This window comes from Campylobacter sp. US25a, from assembly GCF_004379075.1.
GTDB classification, from domain to species: domain Bacteria; phylum Campylobacterota; class Campylobacteria; order Campylobacterales; family Campylobacteraceae; genus Campylobacter_D; species Campylobacter_D jejuni.
Genome location: NZ_RYYM01000001.1, coordinates 151,097 through 167,966, shown reverse-complemented (window position 1 = coordinate 167,966; position 16,870 = coordinate 151,097). Strand labels below are relative to the sequence as shown.

Below are 16,870 nucleotides of genomic sequence, written 5' to 3'. Positions count from 1 at the left end.
GCTTCAAAAATATTTTAATCATTTTAATCCAATTCAACTTTCAACACTCTCTCCACGGTTTTATCCATATCATAATATTTATAATCGCCAAGCCTACCTAAAAAATACACATTTGTAAGTTTAGCAGATTCTTTTAAATATTTTTCATACAGTTTTTGATTTTCATCATTAGGTATAGGATAGTATCTTTCATTCTTACCTTCTTCATATTCACAAGGAAATTCATAAGAAAGTATGGTTTTGTTAGATTTTTCATCAAGATAATATTTATACTCAACGCTTCTTGTAAAATCGTAATTTTCAGGGTAGTTTATCTGAGGGCCTGATTGCATATACTCTTTATCAAAAGTTTCAAATACTATATTTAAACTTCTATAAGGTAATTTACCAAATTTATAATCAAAAAATTCATCAATCGCCCCTGTATAAAACAATCTTTCGTATTCTATATCTTTTTTTATGTCTTTAAAATCGATATTTAATTGTATTTTTATCAAAGGATGGTTGATTATATTTTCAATCATTTTTGTATAACCATCTTTTGGTATAGCTTGATAAGTATCTACAAAATATCTATCATCACGACTTATATATACAGGAACTCTTGCAGTAACTGAAAAATCAAGTTCTTCAGGCTTTACACCCCATTGTTTTACCGTGTAACCCAAAAAAACTTTTTTATAAATATACTCGGCTAAAAATTCTAAATCTTTATCGTTTGCATTTTTTAATTCTAAAATAGGAATTTTGGAATTAAAAGTAAATTTACTTACTAATTTTTGTTCAAGCTCTTTAGCTAAATACTCTGGAAAAACTTTATGCAAAGTATCAAGATTAAATGGGATATTTACCTCTTTGCCATCTATAAAAGCTTTTACTCTATACATAAAATAATGCCATTTTGTAAAACGACTTAAGTAATCCCAAACTTCTTTTATACTAGTATGAAAAATATGAGGTCCATATTTATGGACAGTTATATTAGTTTCTTGATCCTTATAATCATAAATATTTCCACCGATATGCTCTCTTTTATCTATGATTAAAACTTCTTGTCCTTTACTAGCTAAACGCTCAGCTAAAATCGCCCCACTAAGCCCACAACCTACAATTAAATTTTTTACTTTTTTCATTTTAATACTTTCTATTATTTTCCCAATTCCAAGCACTTTTAATTATATCTTTAATATCAGTATATTTTGCTTCCCAAGATAAGATTTCTTTTGCTTTTTTATTATCTGCGTATAATCTTGCAGGATCCCCATCCCTTCTTGGTGCGTAATTTATAGGGCACTTTTTGCCACTTACAACTTCAGCTGCGCTAATGATTTCTTTTACACTTGTACCTATTCCTGTACCAAGATTTATACAACCGCTAAATTTATGTAAATTTTCTAAGGCTAAACGATGAGCCAATGCTAAATCTTCTACATGAATATAATCTCTTATGCAAGTTCCATCTTCGGTATCATAATCATTTCCAAAAATATTTATAGCAGGAATTTCTCCTTTTATAGCCTTTAAAACTAAAGGAATTAAATGAGTTTCAGGTTCATGACTTTCACCGATAAGTCCATCATTGCTTGCACCTGCAGCATTAAAATATCTTAAAGAAATATGCCTTAAACCATAAGCTTTTTCATAGTCAGCAAAAACTTGTTCTATCATAAGTTTAGTTCTTCCATAAGCATTAATAGGATTTTGAGGATGTTTTTCATCAATTGGGGTGTATTGCGGCTCTCCGTAAGTTGCACAAGTACTTGAAAATACTATATCCTTAACATTATTTTCAAGCATTGCATTTAAAAGATTTATAGTTCCTACTACATTATTTTGATAATATTTTGCAGGATTTATAACACTTTCTCCTACATAAGCAAAAGCTGCAAAATGCACTAGGGCATCTATTTTTTCTTGCTTGAAAACATTGGTTAAAGAAAAGGTATCTAGTAAATCTGTATGAATAAATTTAGCTCTTTTGTCTATAGCTTGTTTGTGTCCATAGATAAGATTATCCATGACAATGCAATTATAATTATTATCTAGTAAATGTTTTAAGGTATGCGAGCCTATATATCCTGCACCACCTACCACTAAAATATTTTTCATCTACCTACACCTTGATACTCAAAACCTAACTTTATAGCTTCATTTTTATCAAGTAAATTTCTTAAATCAACAATTTTTTTATGCCTTACCAAATCGTAAGCCTTTTTTAAATCAAGACTTGAAAATTCTTTCCATTCTGTTAGTATAGCAATCACATCAGCATCTTTTATGGCTTCATACATGCAATCAGCATAATCAATCTTATCCTCTAAAATTTGTTTAGCTAAATCCATAGCTTTTGGATCATAAGCACAAATTTTAACTTTTTGTTCTAAGAGTTTAAAAATAATATCTACAGCGGGACTTTCTCTACAATCATCAGTGCCATCTTTAAAAGCAAGGCCAAGTACGGCTATTTTTGGATTTTTGATATCCTTAATACTATTTAAAATTCTTTCACTCATGTGATTTTTACGCTCTTCATTGCCTTTAATAGCTGCATTGATTAAAGTTAAATCGATATCATTTTGCTTACCCATAAAAGCCATAGCTAAAGTATCTTTTGGAAAACACGAACCTCCATATCCAGGTCCAGGATTTAAAAAGCGATTTCCTATCCTAGTATCAAGTCCCATACCTTTAGCAACTTCTAAAATATCAGCTCCAGCTTTTTCACAAAAATTTGCCATTTCATTAATATAATGAATTTTAATAGCCAAAAATGCATTTGAAGCGTATTTAATAGTTTCTGAAGAACGGCGACTTACAAAAAGCAACTCACTTTTTCCTTTAAAAGGCTCATAAAGCTTTTCTATCACTGCTTTTGCTCTTTGTGAATTTGTTCCTACTATAATTCTGTCTGGATTGAAAAAATCATATACTGCAAAACCTTCTCTTAAAAATTCAGGCAAAGAAAGAACATCAAACTCTGCATTTGGATTTTTCTTGCTAATTAAACTTTCTATATCATCGCCTGTGCCAACAGGAACAGTGGATTTTGTAGCAATTACTGTATAACCTGTTAAATAATCCGCTAACTCAGTCGCAGCTGCATGAATATACTTCATATCTGCTTCTTTTGTAACTGGGTGCGGTGGAGTTCCTACTGCTATGATCACTAAATCTGCATCTTTAATACCTTCTTTCATAGAAGTTGTAAATTTTAAACGACCTTCTTTTACATTTTTATGAAAAAGATCTTCAAGATTATCCTCATAAATTGTTAAAATTCCATTATTTAAGGTATCAATTTTTGATTTTTCTCTATCTATACAAATAACATCATTTCCAAGTTCTGCTAGACCAACACCTGTTGGAAGTCCAACATAACCTGTTCCTATGATTCCTATTTTCATGTATTACCCTATCCTTTAAATTCTGTAATTTTTTCTTTAAAATACTTTATAGTTTTTTCTAAACCTTCATCTAAATTTATCTTTGGCTCCCAATTAAATTTAGCTTTAGCTAAAGAAATATCAGGTCTTCTTTGAGTTGGATCATCTAATGGCAAATCTTTATAAATAATCTTTGATTTAGAACCTGTTTTTTCTATGACCTTTTGTGCTAATTCTTTTATAGTAAATTCACTAGGATTACCAGTATTTATAGGCCCTTGAAAATCTTTTGAAGAATTCATCACTTTAATAATAATATCAATTAAATCATCAACATAACAAAAAGAACGCGTTTGCAAACCATCTCCATAAATTGTGATATCTTTTCCGCTTAAAGCTTGACATATAAAATTACTTACAACCCTGCCATCATTTGGATCCATATTTTCTCCATAGGTATTAAAAATTCTTATTATTTTAATATCAACGCCTTCATGTCTATGATAATCAAAAAACAAACTTTCAGCACATCTTTTCCCTTCATCATAGCAAGCGCGAATTCCTATAGGATTTACATTGCCTCTATATTCTTCATTTTGTGGATGAACGAGTGGATCTCCATAAACTTCTGAAGTTGAAGCTTGTAAAATCGTTGCATTATGCTCTTTTGCAAGTTCGAGCATATTGATAGCACCATATACACTTGTTTTTGTTGTTTTTATGGCGTGTTTTCCTTGATAAGCAGGCGGAGAAGCTGGACAAGCAAAATTATAAATTTGATCAAGTTTTTGTGTGATTTTTAGTGGCTCACAAATATCATGCTCTATAAAAGTAAAATTCTCATTTTCTAAAAGTTCTTTGATGTTTTCCATTCTACCTGTATAGTTATTATCTACACAAATAATTTTATTGCCTTCACTAAGCAGTCTTTTACATAAATTAGAACCTAAAAATCCGCTTCCCCCAGTGATTAAAATGGATTTCATAAATTAAAGCATCCTTTTTTCTAAATTAAAATAATATTTTACTATAAAAAACTTTAATTTTAATTCTATATTAAACAAAACTTCTAATTCTACTTTTCAAACTTGTTTCCTCTCTCTTTAAAACTTCAAATAATTTTTGATGAAATTCATCATGTAAAAACTCTTTGGATAGTTTTTTTATGATTTCGTTGCTTTTCTTTTTATCTCGATAATTTTGATTTAAAATTTCTTTATTTTTGTTTTCATATCTTCCATTTGGATTAAATTCATAATGATAAATGCAAGTTTTAAAAACAGCTATTTTCTCACAAAACATAAAATAAACATAACAAAAAAGCACATCTTCACCATAACTTAAATGCTCATCTATTTTAACTTTTTCAAAACTTTTTAAGATGATATCTTTTCTAAAACACTTCGCCCAAACCGACCAGCAAAAATGTCTTTGTTTGCTTAAAAAATCTAAAAATTCCTTTTGATTAAAAACTTCATCTTGTTTAAAACGATAAAATTGCTTGGTTTTTACCCTATGTACAAAAGCATCAAAACAAAGCAAATCAAAACCTTTTTTCATCTCTTTAAGTACTATTTCACAAGCATCAAGAGCTAAAAAATCATCACTATCTAAAAACATTATAAAATCGGAACTAGAGCACGAAACTCCTAGATTTCTACTTGCAAAAGTGCCTAAATTTTCTTCATTTTGAAAGATTTTTATCCTTGGATCTTTTTTAGTAAATTCTAAAACCATATTTAAACTATTATCTTTACTTTTATCATCGATAATCAAAATTTCAATATCTTTTAAAGTCTGATTTATACAACTTTTCAAAGCTCTTGATATGAATTCACAAGAATTAAAAAGCGGGATTATGATCGAAAGTTGTGGCATATTTTTCCTAAATTTTGTTAAAATAATAAAAACAATTCTATCAAAGTTTAGGAAATTCATGAAAATTTTTATACACCTTCCCACTTGGTTAGGCGATGCGGCGATGGCTTCACCTGCTTTATACACTATAAAAGAACATTTTAAAAATGCTCAATTTATCCTTTATGGCTCTTTGGTTTCCACGGCACTTTTTAAGGAATTTCCTAATTCTAAAATCATCATAGAAAATAAACAATCCCGCTATAAACAAGCCCTATCTTTACGCAAAGAACTTGGCAAAATCGATTTTAGCTTTGCTTTTAGATCTGCGTTTTCTTCTAAGATTATCTTGCATATTCTTAAAACAAAACAAAGATATTTTTTTGACAAAAACAAGCACAAAGAAGAACATCAAGTATTAAAATACCTTTATTTTATAGAAAACTCACTTGGCATAAAAGCTCATTTTAAAGACTTAAAACTTCCCTTTAAACTAAAATTTCAAAACCCTCTTATCTTAAGAAATGGTAAAAAAATTCTAGGACTCAACCCTGGTGCAAGCTTTGGAAGTGCAAAAAGATGGGATGCGAATTATTTTGCTAAAGTGGCTTTAAATTTCAGCCAAAGTCATGAAATTTTAATCTTTGGCGCAGGAAAAGCCGAACAAGAACTTTGTAATGAAATTTATCAAATTTTAAAAGAACAAAACATAAAAGTAAAAAATCTTTGCAATAAAACCACCATCAAAACCCTTTGTCAAAATATCGCTTTTTGCGATCTTTTCATCACAAATGACAGTGGACCTATGCACATAAGTGCGGTTTATAAGGTAAAAACCGTAGCTATTTTTGGCCCTACGAAATTTACTCAAACTTCACCTTGGCAAAATGAAAACACAAAATTAGTGCATTTAAATCTAGCTTGTATGCCTTGTATGCAAAAAACCTGTCCTTTAGAACACCACAAATGCATGAAAGATTTAAAGCCTCAAAGGGTTATAGAAGAGGCTAGAAATTTACTTAAGCTTTAATCGATTTTTTATATATACAATAGATAACAACCTTAAAATATTTGAGTAAAATCTAAAAATTTCTCTAGCAATTTTTTTATATAATATTAATTTTATTGAAAATTTTCTTCCATATTCTACAATAACACTTGAAAAATTTGCTTGCTTAAGAAATAAAGGCCTTTTCACTATATTTAACACATTATGTTTATAAAACATATCCATATAATCATCTACAGCATAGATCCAATTTTTAGCACATTTAAGAAATTTCTTTGCAGCACTTACTTGCAGTACATAGCCTTGAGTTCCAGCAAGTTTTTCAAAACTTAAATAATATCCACCCTCACTCAAAAAATACAATCTTTTATCAAATAAGTAACAAAGTCTTATATATTCATATTTGCTCTTTAATAGCTCATCTATATATTCTATCCCATTATTTAAAAATTCATCACTAAATTCCACGTCATCTTCTAGGATGATTATAGGCTCATCAAGCTTCACACATTCTTGCCAAAGTTTATAATGACTAGCAAAACAAGCTTTTTCTCCATCAGAAAGCTCTCTACCCAAAATCCAAGAACCCCACCAAGAAAAATGATCTTTAAATTCCAAATGTTCTTTATTTTTAGCATCAATAGCTTTAAAGAAAATAAATTCTAATTTATTTTTTAAACTAGGATTTTTTTCAAAAAGCTTTTGAATTTGTTTTTGCATATGCTTTTTTCTATCCAAAGAACGCTCTAAATTGATGATAAAAACTTTCATTAAAAACTCTCATCTATGATCTGACAAAGTGTGTGTATGATCAAAATATGCATTTCTTGAATTCTAGCCGTATCATCGCTTGGTACAACAAGATTATGATCACAAAGCTTATTCATCATTCCACCACCTTTTCCGCTAAGCCCTAAACAAAGCATATTAAGTTCTTTTGCTTTTTTAAAAGCTTCTAAAACATTAGGGCTTTTTCCGCTCGTTGAAATACCGATTAAAATATCATTTTCATTTCCTAAAGCTTCCACTTGTCTTGAAAAAACAAACTCAAAACCATAGTCATTTCCTATAGCACTAAGTGCTGAAGTATCGGTTGTAAGTGCTATACCTGCTAAAGCCTTGCGTTCTTTTTTATAACGCCCGCTAAGTTCAGCCGCAAAATGCTGAGCATCAGCTGCACTTCCACCATTTCCACAAATCAAAATTTTGCCACCTTTTTTTAAGCACTCACATAAAAGTTCGCCTACTTTAGCGATTTGTCCTTTTAAAATTTCACTTTCTTGAACGATTTTTTGATGTTCTTGCCATTCTTTTTCCACTAAATTTATCATTTTTTATCCTTAATCTTTTCTATGATCTTGCTCGTACTAAATCCTTCTTCAAAGTCGATTAATTTAACCCTTGAAACGATATCCGCACCCACAACAAGCTTATCTTTATAATCAGCCCCTTTAACCAAAATATCGGGTTTTAAAAAGCTTATAAGTTCCAAAGGCGTATCTTCATCAAAAATCACTACAAAATCTACAAAATAAAAAGCTGCCAACATACAAGCTCTTTGAAACTCTGAATTTACAGGACGACTCTCGCCTTTGAGTCTTTTCACACTCGCATCTGAGTTTAAACCTACAATCAAAACATCACCCAATCTTTTAGCTTTTTCAAGGTATTTTATATGTCCAAAATGCACTATATCAAAACAACCATTTGTAAAAACGATCTTTTGATCATTTTGTTTTAAAAGCATTAAAAGTTCTTCTTTGCTTTTGATTTTTTTCTCAAAATCCACACTATTAAAACTCTTAATCTCATCAAAACTCACACTCACACTACCTATTTTACTCACTACAACAGCTGCGGCTTCATTGGCAAGTTCGCAAGCTTTAAAAATTTCAATCCCGTTTGCCAAACAAAAAGCTAAAACCGCAATCACACTATCGCCCGCTCCTGTTACATCATAAACTTCCAAGGCTTTAGCAGGTGCGATTTTTAAATTCTCATCAAAAAGTGCAATCCCTGCTTCTGAAAGAGTGATAATAGAATAACGCAAAGCAAAATCTTCTTTTAATTTTTTAATCCCTTTTTCTAAATTTTCACCCTCTAAATTTTCAAATTTCAAAGCCTCTAAAGCTTCTTTTTTATTAGGTGTAAGTAAGGTTGCACCGCTATATTTACTAAAATCATTCCCTTTAGGATCGACTAAAACAGGGATGTTTAAAGCCTTAGCCTTTTTTATCACAGCCTTGCAAACCTTAGGCGTTAAAATACCCTTAGCATAATCGCTTAAAACCACAGCTTTAAAATCTTTGATCTTTTCATCAAACAAAGCTATAAGTTCATTTTCAAGTAAAATTTCACTTATATCTTCTTCATCTAGTCTTAAAACCTGCTGATTGTGTGCCATAATGCGATTTTTAAAAGGGGTTTTGCGTCCTTTTTGGATCAAAAATTCTCCTTTTAAATTTTCTTGTAAAAATTTCCCACTCTCATCATCGCCCACAACACCGAGTGCAAAAACATCAGCTCCCAAGCTTTTTAAATTTGCATAAACATTCGCAGCCCCGCCTAATCTTTTATCTTCTTTAAGGGTTTTAGCTACTAAAACAGGGGCTTCAGGACTGATACGCGAACAATCACACCAAGTGTAATTATCCACCATAAAATCCCCTATAATTAAAATTTTAGGTTTTTGCTGACTTAAAAACTCAAGCATTTACTTCCTTTTCAAAAAGTCTTTTTATCTCACCTAAATAATCTTTTATACCCTCTTCAAGGCTAAATTTTGGCTGATAATCCCAAGTTTGATCTAGTTTTGCTTCAGTGTGGAATTGATAAGATTTTACATAAGGATTTGGGATATATTCGCAAGGCAAATCGGTTTTTAACTCTTTTTGTAAAATATCAACTATATCTTGAAAAGTCCTTGCTTTACCACTGCCCACATTATAAACCCCACATTTTGAGCCAAGGGCGATTAAATTGGCATTAATAACATCTTTGATATAGGTAAAATCTCTATAAATTTTATCACTTCCTTCAAACAAGCGTGGATTTTTTCCTGCTAAAATTTGATGGCCAAATTGCAAAACCATAGAAGCAGTTTTGTTTTTATAAAATTCGCCTTTTCCATAAACATTAAAATATCTAAGTCCTACTAAATGGGCTTTATCGTAGTATTTTTTCGCTAGCTTATCCATCATCAATTTTGAAAAAGCATAAGGATTTTTTGGTTCTTCATCTTTACCTACAGTTTGTGGACTTTTTGCATCACCATAAACCGAAGCTGAACTTGCATAAATAAGCTTTGCATTAAGATCTATGCTAAGTTCTATAAAATCTTTAAAAGTATTTAAATTAGTTTGTAAAACCTTAGTTTGATCAAAAACCGTAGTGTCTGAAATTGCTGCTTGATGAAAAATAATCTCTGGCTTAAAATCTTCAATCTTTTTTAAAACTTTTTCATCATTAATATCACCTGCAAAAAGCTCTCCATCAAATTCAAGTAAATTTTTAAAATGCCCAAAACTTTGCAAATTTCCATTTTCAAAAGTCGCACTACTACGCATTTTATCGATGATTAAAATTTCATGTTTTTCTTGCAAATTTAAAGCCAGTTGCGAACCTATAAATCCTGCACCACCTGTGATTGCTATTCTCATTTAAATGTCCTTTTCTTTAAAAAAGCTCAAAATTTCTTTTAAATTTTTAAATTGTCTAAAAAAATCGCCTTCTTTTTTTTCTTCATTTACTAAAATCAAAGTGCCAATATCAGCATTTAATCCTGCTTGCATATCGCTTAGGTTATCTCCGATAAAGATAGAATTTTTCATATCCAAATCAAACTCATCTTCTGCTTTTAAAAGCATTCCTGCTTTAGGTTTGCGACACTCGCAACCTTCTAAATGTGGACAATGATAAATTTTATCAATTTTTATATCTTGTTTGGCAAATTCTTTAAGCATATAATCGCAAAGCTTTAAAAAATCACTTTCCTTGTAATATCCTCTTGCAATGCCTGATTGGTTTGTCGCTATAAAAAGCAAATAATTTCTAGCTAAAAAATATCTACAAAGCTCAAAAATTCCATCACAAAATTCAAAATCTTCTATTTTATAAACATATTTTTTATCTATATTAATCACACCATCTCTATCTAAAAATAATGCTTTTGTTTTCATAAAAAACATTATAATATAGCTTTTTTAAAAAGAAAATAAACATTATCTTTAATTTCTTAAGATTTTTATAAAAATAAAGATATATAATACCTAGCAATCTAATTTTTACTAAGGAGAAAACAAATGAAAAAATTATTAGTAGTTTCTGCTTTGGCATGTCTTGGTGTTTCTGCTTTTGCTGCAGATGGTGCTACACTTTTTAAAAAATGTGCAGTATGTCATGGTGCAAATGCTGACAAAGTTTACTTAAACAAAGTTCCAGCTTTAAAAACTCTTTCTTCTGCTGAAAGACTTCAATACATGAAAGAATATTCAGAAGGCAAAAGAAATGCTTATGGTCAAGGTGCGATCATGAAACTTAACCTTAAAGGTTTAACTGAAGAAGATTTTAAAGCTATTGAAGCCCATATTGAAACTTTAAAATAATTTCTAAAAAAGGCTTTCCTTTTTAAGAAAGCCTTTTTTTATCCAAAGCTTCTTTTTTACGCCTTTCTAATTCCATAGCATCACGCAAAGAATCCTCATCATCATTTAAAGTAGTAAATTTATAATCATCATCAAATTGCTTATTTTTAATCCCCCAAAGCAAAGTTGCCAAAATGATAAAAAAAGCTAAGATAGAAACCCCTATCATCATCATGATTATACTATTCATTCTTTAATCCTTAAAGCATTTAAAATAACTATTATACTACTAAAAGACATAGAAATAGCAGCGAATAAAGGATTAATCATACCCAAAAAAGCCAAAGGTATGGTACAAGCATTATAAAACAAAGAAAAAGCGAGATTTTGCTTGATAATTTTAAAGGTATTTTTAGATAATTTGATGGCTTTTTTTAAAGAAAGCAAGTCATTTTTCAAAAGTAAAACATCACTACTTTCTATAGCTAGATCACTTCCTTCTCTTAAAGTCATCGAAACACTTGCATATTTTAAAGCTAGTGCATCATTTACCCCATCACCTACAAATAAAACTTTGTAATTTTTGCTTAAATTTTCTATAGTTTTCATTTTATCTTCTGGCAAACAAGAAGCTTGATAATTTTGAATTTCTAACTTTTTAGCGATTTTTTCCACTGCTTTTTGATGATCGCCACTTAGTATCATTAATTCTTTCTTTTCTTTTTTAAGATAAGCGATAAGCTCTTTTGCACCTTCTCTTAAAACACTATCAAACTCAAAAGAAGCTAAAATTTTACCTTCCTTAGCAAAAATAAAATGTGTATTATCAAATTCTTTAGCCACAATACCCTTTTCTTGCAAAAATTTAGAACTTCCGCCTAAAAGCAACCCTTCATTTAACTCAGCACTTAAACCTTTAGCTTGAATGCTCGAATGCTTTTTAAAATCCAAATTTAAATCTTTAGCTCCTTTTTGCTTTAAATACGACGCAATATTTTGAGAGATAGGATGTTTAGAAAGTTTTACAAAATTATAAAGCTCATTTAAATCAAGCGCTTCATCTAAAAAAACCTCTTTAAGTTCAAGCTCTATTTTGGTTAAAATACCCGTTTTATCAAACACCACGCAATCACATTTGCTTAAATCTTCTATCACGCTAGAACTTTTAAATAAAATATGCTTTTTTAAAGCCCTACCTAAGGCCACAAGATTGCTCACGGGCGTTGCTAAAGCCAAAGCACAAGGACAAGCGATAATCAAAACTGCAATCGCATTGACTAAAGAAATTTCGAAACTCTCTTCTTTATAAAAAAACCAAAAAGCAAAACAAATAAAAGCGATCAATAAAACCGTTCTAGAAAAATAAGCCGAAAGACTATTGACCAAACTTTCAAGTTTTGCTTTTTTAGAACTTGCAAGTTCTAAAAGCTGGATAATTTGACTGAGTTTTGAATCCTTGTAAAGCTTTGTTGCTTCATACTCCACACTTCCATCAAGCACTATACAAGCTGAAAAAATTTCATCTTCTTTTTGTATGAGTTTTGGAATACTTTCTCCGTTTAAAGAAGAAGTATCCACACTCATTTCACCACTTTTACAGATCCCATCGATTAAAATTTTATCTCCAGTTTTAAGCAAAATTCTATCCCCTAAACAAACCTTTTGCACTTCTTTAGGAACAAATTCTTTACCATCAAAAACCAAAACTTCATTTTGCAAAAAATCATTAAGCCCATCTATAGTATCTAAAGCACGCTTTTTGCTAAACATCTCAAGATATTTTCCTATAAAAACAAAGCAAACTATCATCGCCACAGAGTCAAAATACACTTCCCCCACCCTAAAAAACATAGCCCATAAAGAATAAACATAAGCCAAACTCGCTCCGCTAATCACCAATACATCCATATTTAAACTATGCATTTTTAAAGTTTTAAAAGCGCTTTTATAAAAATGAGATCCCGTATAAAAAAGCACAGGAGAGCAAAGGATAAATTCAGCAAAATTTAAAATATCCTTAGTATCCTTATCCATACCGCTAAAAAATCCTGCGTATTTTGCCACTGCTATCCACATGATATTCATCACGCAAGCTATAGCCACAACAAGCTTAGAATAAAATTCTCTTTTTAGTAAATCCGCTTTTTTTGAAGCCTTGCTCGCATCATAAGCACTCGCTTTATAACCTATGCTTTCAATAAGTCTTAAAATTTGCACCAAAGAAATACTTTGTTCATCAAAAACAATGCGTGCTTTATGGCTTAAATGATTGATATCAAGTTCTAAAATTCCTTCTTGCTTGGTTAAAATTTTCTCATTAAGCCACACACAAGCTGCACATTCTATACCGTGTATCATGAGATAAATTTCACTAAATCCTTCTTTAGTTTTAGTAATAAACTCATCATAATTTTTCATTTCATTTTGAAAATTTACAGGGCTTAAAGTTTGATTTCCAAGCTTTTCATAAAACTCATCTAATCCACTTTCATGTAAAATTTCCCAAACGCTCTCACAACCCTTGCAACAAAAAAAATTACCCTTATACTCTATCATTTGAGCTTGTTTATAATCAAGTCTGCAATGTTCACATTTCATAATCATTCTTTAAAAAAATATTTTTTATAATTATAAACAAATTTGACAAAAAGTGTACTTTTTTACTAAAATCACATTTTACAAAAATTATTCTGCTAAATCTTACGAGGACTTATGGAAAAAGAAAAAAAACAACATCAAAGAACCCACGTTCCAGTGGAAGGTTATAAAATCGAAGAATTAAAATTATTAGATTTAGAAAATCTAGTTAAAATCGCTAATGAATGTGAAATCGAAAACCCAAGAGAATTTCGCCGTCAAGAACTTATTTTTGAAATTTTAAAAGCACAAACAAAAAAAGGCGGTTTCATACTTTTTACAGGGATTTTAGAAATTTCTTCTGAAGGTTATGGCTTTTTAAGAGGCATGGACTCTAATCTTAGCGATAGTGTTAATGACGCTTATGTTTCAAATTCGCAAATTAGAAAATTTGCTCTGCGTGTAGGCGATATCGTTACAGGACAAGTTAGAGAACCTAAAGATCAAGAAAAATACTACGCTCTTTTAAAAATTGAAGCGATCAATTATCTGCCTTTACAAGAAGCCAAAGAAAGACCTTTATTTGATAACTTAACCCCTATTTTTCCAACAGAAAAAATCAAACTCGAATACGATGCGATGAAGCTTACAGGTCGTGTTTTAGATCTTTTTACTCCTATAGGAAAAGGACAACGCGGACTCATCGTTGCTCCACCACGCACAGGTAAAACAGAGCTTATGAAAGAACTTGCTGCTGCCATTGCAAAAAACCACCCAGAAATGCATTTAATCGTGCTTTTAGTCGATGAAAGACCTGAAGAAGTTACCGATATGCAAAGATGTGTAAAAGGCGAAGTTTTTAGTTCTACTTTTGATTTACCTGCTTATAATCATGTGCGTGTAGCTGAACTCGTGATAGAAAAAGCCAAAAGAATGGTAGAAACAGGAAAAGATGTTATTATCCTGCTTGATAGCATCACAAGACTGGCGCGTGCTTATAACACCGCAACTCCAAGCAGTGGAAAAGTCCTAAGCGGTGGGGTAGATGCTAATGCTTTGCACAAACCAAAACGCTTCTTTGGTGCAGCTAGAAATATAGAAAATGGAGGCTCTTTAACCATAGTTGCTACGGCTTTAATTGACACAGGTTCAAGAATGGATGATGTGATTTTTGAAGAATTTAAAGGCACAGGAAATAGCGAAATAGTTCTTGATAGAAATATCGCTGATAGAAGAATTTATCCTGCGATTAATATCATCAAATCAGGAACAAGAAAAGAAGAATTACTCCAAGGCGTAGCAAATCTTCAAAAAATTTGGGCGATCCGTTCAGCGATTTCTCAAATGGATGATGTTGAGGCATTGAAATTTTTATATTCTAAAATGCTTAAAACCAAAGACAATGTAGAACTTTTATCTATAATGAACGAGTAGAAAATGCTTCAAGCTTTAGCGATTAAATACAGACCAAAAACCTTTGATGAACTCATAGGACAAAAGACAGTTAGCGTAAGTTTAAAATACGCTCTAAATCATAATCGCTTAGCTCATGCTTATCTTTTTTCAGGACTTAGAGGAAGTGGAAAAACTTCAAGCGCTAGAATTTTTTCTCGTGCTTTAGTTTGCGAACAAGGGCCAAGTGATACTCCATGCGGCACTTGCAAACACTGTCTTGCAGCACTTGAAGGCAAACATATAGACATTATAGAAATGGATGCTGCAAGCAACCGTGGACTTGAAGACATACAAACCTTAATTGAACAAACCAAATACACCCCTTCCATGGCAAGATTTAAAATTTTCATCATTGATGAAGTGCATATGCTTACCCCGCAAGCTGCAAATGCGCTTTTAAAAACCTTAGAAGAACCACCAAGTTATGTTAAATTTATACTTGCAACAACAGATCCTTTAAAACTCCCAGCTACTGTGCTTTCTAGAACACAACATTTTCGCTTTAAACAAATTCCACAAAGTGAAATTTTAAATCATCTTAAAGAAATTTTACTTAAAGAAAATGTTAAATTTGAAGAAGAAGCTTTAAAATTCATAGCAAGAAGTGGTAATGGATCTTTAAGAGATACCTTAACCTTGCTTGATCAAGCCATTATTTTTTGTCAAAATGAAATCAGTATTAGTAAAATTACAGATATGTTAGGATTTTTAGATCCTCAAAAAATCAAAACCTTTTATCAGGCTATTTTAACAAAAGACAAAGAAAAAGTTTTTACGTATTTAGAAGAATTACAAGACTATGAAGCTTCAAGCGTGATTGATGAAATGCTTTTTTATTTAAAAGAAAGTTTTTTTGCAAAAAGTACAGAATTTTCTACTTTAATTTATGAAAGATTTTTCCGTATTTTATCAAAAGCTAAAAATATGCTTTGCGATGATGATGGCTTTACGCTTTGTGTTATGGCTTTTATGATGATGGAAGCAAGTCATTTAAAAGAAATTGACGCACAAATCCAAGAAATCAAACAAGAAAATATAACAAATACTACACCTAAGATCACACCTTCTCCTATCATGCCTAATCTTGAGAAAAAAATAGAAAAAAATGCTTATGAAATCTTGCTTGATAGTATTTATGATAGGGATTTTGATCTTGCAGAATGCTTTAAACAAAGCACAAAATTTATTAGTTTTGAAAGCAATACTTTAAATATAAGCTCAAACGCACAAGGACAAAATCGCGATACGCTCAATAAAGGTTTTAAACTCATACAAGAACTTTTTAAAGCTAAATTTGGAGAAAATGCAAAAATTAATGTGCAAAAAGCACTAACAATTGATGAAAATAAGCTTCAATCCCTAACCCAAGAATTACCAAACAGTGAAAATAAAAACAATATTCAAAGTTCTATTAATATGCTTAAAGAAGGAGCTAAAAAATTTGACCCACAAGAAGATCTTAAAGAGGCTCTTAAAGATTGTTTTGGGGAGCCTAGTATAGAAAATTAATCATCATTTTTAAGAGAGATGAAAATCAAAGCTAAAAACATATAAGTTACCAATCTTGTAGCACCAGGCAAACCATTCCAAACATTACTCATCCACATTTCAAACCATTCTGCAACAACAAGTTAAGGAAATAATCCCAAAAATCTTAGCGTTAAGAAAGCTTTGAGCATCTAAATTTCTAGCTTTAAACATATCATAAGCACCTTTTAGGGCTGTTAAGGTAATAAAAATTTCAAAAAGAATAATTATTATATAGCCTATATGATGAATCACAGGAGAAGTAATAACCCCATAAACTATAGCATTACCTAAATAATCAGACTTTATATCCGCACTCATCACATGCGAAACAAATTGGAAATTAGAATTATAATCTGTCACATTTCTAAAAACCACTATACCTGCTAACGATGCAACGGTAAGCAAAATAATAATTTTTGAAAATCAAATCATTTTACTTATGCAAAAACATTTTTATTACATTTATACCATTTTAA

At 30.7% G+C, this 16,870-nt stretch carries 15 protein-coding genes and 2 pseudogenes; 4 read left to right on the top strand and 13 right to left on the bottom strand.

The genetic code is table 11. The features are described 5' to 3' along the window. Window positions 1-23 precede the first annotated feature (23 nt). The 5 genes from glf to ELQ12_RS00860 form a co-directional block, all read right to left on the bottom strand. Window positions 24-1,133, bottom strand: coding sequence for a UDP-galactopyranose mutase (gene glf, locus ELQ12_RS00880; RefSeq protein ID WP_088306157.1), 1,110 nt, complete (start codon window positions 1,131-1,133; stop codon window positions 24-26). A gap of 1 nt (window position 1,134) precedes the next feature. Then, the gene (gene galE, locus ELQ12_RS00875; RefSeq protein ID WP_088306156.1) at window positions 1,135-2,109 is read right to left on the bottom strand and encodes a UDP-glucose 4-epimerase GalE; all 975 of its coding nucleotides are present in this window, start codon (window positions 2,107-2,109) and stop codon (window positions 1,135-1,137) included. Further along, a complete protein-coding gene (locus ELQ12_RS00870) occupies window positions 2,106-3,404 on the bottom strand; it encodes a UDP-glucose/GDP-mannose dehydrogenase family protein (RefSeq protein ID WP_088306155.1) in 1,299 nt (432 codons plus the stop codon). Before ELQ12_RS00870 ends, galE begins: the two co-directional genes overlap by 4 nt. A gap of 8 nt (window positions 3,405-3,412) precedes the next feature. Further along, complete coding sequence (locus ELQ12_RS00865; RefSeq protein WP_088306154.1) at window positions 3,413-4,369, bottom strand: UDP-glucuronic acid decarboxylase family protein; 957 nt, start codon at window positions 4,367-4,369, stop codon at window positions 3,413-3,415. Between the two features lie 70 nt (window positions 4,370-4,439). Further along, window positions 4,440-5,261, bottom strand: a complete 822-nt coding sequence (locus ELQ12_RS00860) for a glycosyltransferase family 2 protein (RefSeq protein ID WP_088306153.1) — start codon at window positions 5,259-5,261, stop codon at window positions 4,440-4,442. Window positions 5,262-5,319: 58 nt separating this feature from the next. Between ELQ12_RS00860 and waaF the strand changes: the two genes are divergently transcribed. Next, on the top strand, window positions 5,320-6,270 hold the full coding sequence (waaF, locus tag ELQ12_RS00855) for a lipopolysaccharide heptosyltransferase II (protein ID WP_134264505.1): 951 nt from the start codon (window positions 5,320-5,322) through the stop codon (window positions 6,268-6,270). On the opposite strand, the gene ELQ12_RS00850 is transcribed toward waaF, so the two are convergent. The 5 genes and pseudogenes from ELQ12_RS00850 to gmhB all read right to left on the bottom strand — a co-directional run bounded on the left by ELQ12_RS00850 (window position 6,256) and on the right by gmhB (window position 10,470). Then, window positions 6,256-7,020: a glycosyltransferase family 25 protein gene (locus ELQ12_RS00850; protein ID WP_070261257.1), complete on the bottom strand. Its 765-nt coding sequence runs from the start codon at window positions 7,018-7,020 to the stop codon at window positions 6,256-6,258. The two genes, waaF and ELQ12_RS00850, sit on opposite strands and share 15 nt — an antisense overlap. Then, window positions 7,020-7,580, bottom strand: coding sequence for a D-sedoheptulose 7-phosphate isomerase (gmhA, locus tag ELQ12_RS00845; protein WP_134264504.1), 561 nt, complete (start codon window positions 7,578-7,580; stop codon window positions 7,020-7,022). Before gmhA ends, ELQ12_RS00850 begins: the two co-directional genes overlap by 1 nt. After that, window positions 7,577-8,962 carry a D-glycero-beta-D-manno-heptose-7-phosphate kinase gene (gene rfaE1 / locus ELQ12_RS00840; protein WP_134264503.1) on the bottom strand — a complete coding sequence of 462 codons (1,386 nt, stop codon included), beginning with the start codon at window positions 8,960-8,962 and terminating at the stop codon, window positions 7,577-7,579. Before rfaE1 ends, gmhA begins: the two co-directional genes overlap by 4 nt. Next, the gene (rfaD, locus tag ELQ12_RS00835; RefSeq protein WP_134264502.1) at window positions 8,955-9,908 is read right to left on the bottom strand and encodes an ADP-glyceromanno-heptose 6-epimerase; all 954 of its coding nucleotides are present in this window, start codon (window positions 9,906-9,908) and stop codon (window positions 8,955-8,957) included. The genes rfaE1 and rfaD overlap by 8 nt, the downstream gene beginning before the upstream one ends. Next, window positions 9,909-10,470: pseudogene (gene gmhB / locus ELQ12_RS00830) on the bottom strand (D-glycero-alpha-D-manno-heptose-1,7-bisphosphate 7-phosphatase). A gap of 80 nt (window positions 10,471-10,550) precedes the next feature. Here gmhB and ELQ12_RS00825 point away from each other — a divergent pair. Beyond that, window positions 10,551-10,853, top strand: a complete 303-nt coding sequence (locus ELQ12_RS00825; RefSeq protein ID WP_002852762.1) for a cytochrome c — start codon at window positions 10,551-10,553, stop codon at window positions 10,851-10,853. Between the two features lie 22 nt (window positions 10,854-10,875). Here the strand turns inward: ELQ12_RS00825 and ccoS are convergent, their stop codons facing one another. Further along, window positions 10,876-11,082: a cbb3-type cytochrome oxidase assembly protein CcoS gene (gene ccoS, locus ELQ12_RS00820; RefSeq protein ID WP_134264500.1), complete on the bottom strand. Its 207-nt coding sequence runs from the start codon at window positions 11,080-11,082 to the stop codon at window positions 10,876-10,878. After that, window positions 11,079-13,436 (bottom strand): heavy metal translocating P-type ATPase, encoded by a 2,358-nt coding sequence (locus ELQ12_RS00815; protein ID WP_079861551.1) that lies wholly within the window; start codon window positions 13,434-13,436, stop codon window positions 11,079-11,081. The genes ccoS and ELQ12_RS00815 overlap by 4 nt, the downstream gene beginning before the upstream one ends. Before the next feature lie 108 nt (window positions 13,437-13,544). Here ELQ12_RS00815 and rho point away from each other — a divergent pair, with 108 nt between their 5' ends. Together rho and ELQ12_RS00805 are read left to right on the top strand one after the other, a co-directional pair. Then, the gene (rho, locus tag ELQ12_RS00810) at window positions 13,545-14,843 is read left to right on the top strand and encodes a transcription termination factor Rho (RefSeq protein ID WP_057042622.1); all 1,299 of its coding nucleotides are present in this window, start codon (window positions 13,545-13,547) and stop codon (window positions 14,841-14,843) included. 3 nt (window positions 14,844-14,846) lie between these two features. Beyond that, window positions 14,847-16,373 (top strand): DNA polymerase III subunit gamma/tau, encoded by a 1,527-nt coding sequence (locus ELQ12_RS00805; RefSeq protein ID WP_126251882.1) that lies wholly within the window; start codon window positions 14,847-14,849, stop codon window positions 16,371-16,373. Here the strand turns inward: ELQ12_RS00805 and ELQ12_RS00795 are convergent. Then, window positions 16,370-16,754: pseudogene (locus tag ELQ12_RS00795) on the bottom strand (DUF2165 family protein). The gene ELQ12_RS00805 and the pseudogene ELQ12_RS00795 sit on opposite strands and share 4 nt — an antisense overlap. Window positions 16,755-16,870: the final 116 nt, after the last annotated feature.

What these genes read in the sequence shown, in the direction of transcription:
- glf (WP_088306157.1), bottom strand. Translation starts at nt 1,133, where the DNA reads ATGAAAAAAGTAAAAAATTTAATTGTAGGTTGTGGGCTTAGTGGGGCG.
- galE (WP_088306156.1), bottom strand. Translation starts at nt 2,109, where the DNA reads ATGAAAAATATTTTAGTGGTAGGTGGTGCAGGATATATAGGCTCGCAT.
- ELQ12_RS00870 (WP_088306155.1), bottom strand. Translation starts at nt 3,404, where the DNA reads ATGAAAATAGGAATCATAGGAACAGGTTATGTTGGACTTCCAACAGGT.
- ELQ12_RS00865 (WP_088306154.1), bottom strand. Translation starts at nt 4,369, where the DNA reads ATGAAATCCATTTTAATCACTGGGGGAAGCGGATTTTTAGGTTCTAAT.
- ELQ12_RS00860 (WP_088306153.1), bottom strand. Translation starts at nt 5,261, where the DNA reads ATGCCACAACTTTCGATCATAATCCCGCTTTTTAATTCTTGTGAATTC.
- waaF (WP_134264505.1), top strand. Translation starts at nt 5,320, where the DNA reads ATGAAAATTTTTATACACCTTCCCACTTGGTTAGGCGATGCGGCGATG.
- ELQ12_RS00850 (WP_070261257.1), bottom strand. Translation starts at nt 7,020, where the DNA reads ATGAAAGTTTTTATCATCAATTTAGAGCGTTCTTTGGATAGAAAAAAG.
- gmhA (WP_134264504.1), bottom strand. Translation starts at nt 7,580, where the DNA reads ATGATAAATTTAGTGGAAAAAGAATGGCAAGAACATCAAAAAATCGTT.
- rfaE1 (WP_134264503.1), bottom strand. Translation starts at nt 8,962, where the DNA reads ATGCTTGAGTTTTTAAGTCAGCAAAAACCTAAAATTTTAATTATAGGG.
- rfaD (WP_134264502.1), bottom strand. Translation starts at nt 9,908, where the DNA reads ATGAGAATAGCAATCACAGGTGGTGCAGGATTTATAGGTTCGCAACTG.
- ELQ12_RS00825 (WP_002852762.1), top strand. Translation starts at nt 10,551, where the DNA reads ATGAAAAAATTATTAGTAGTTTCTGCTTTGGCATGTCTTGGTGTTTCT.
- ccoS (WP_134264500.1), bottom strand. Translation starts at nt 11,082, where the DNA reads ATGAATAGTATAATCATGATGATGATAGGGGTTTCTATCTTAGCTTTT.
- ELQ12_RS00815 (WP_079861551.1), bottom strand. Translation starts at nt 13,436, where the DNA reads ATGATTATGAAATGTGAACATTGCAGACTTGATTATAAACAAGCTCAA.
- rho (WP_057042622.1), top strand. Translation starts at nt 13,545, where the DNA reads ATGGAAAAAGAAAAAAAACAACATCAAAGAACCCACGTTCCAGTGGAA.
- ELQ12_RS00805 (WP_126251882.1), top strand. Translation starts at nt 14,847, where the DNA reads ATGCTTCAAGCTTTAGCGATTAAATACAGACCAAAAACCTTTGATGAA.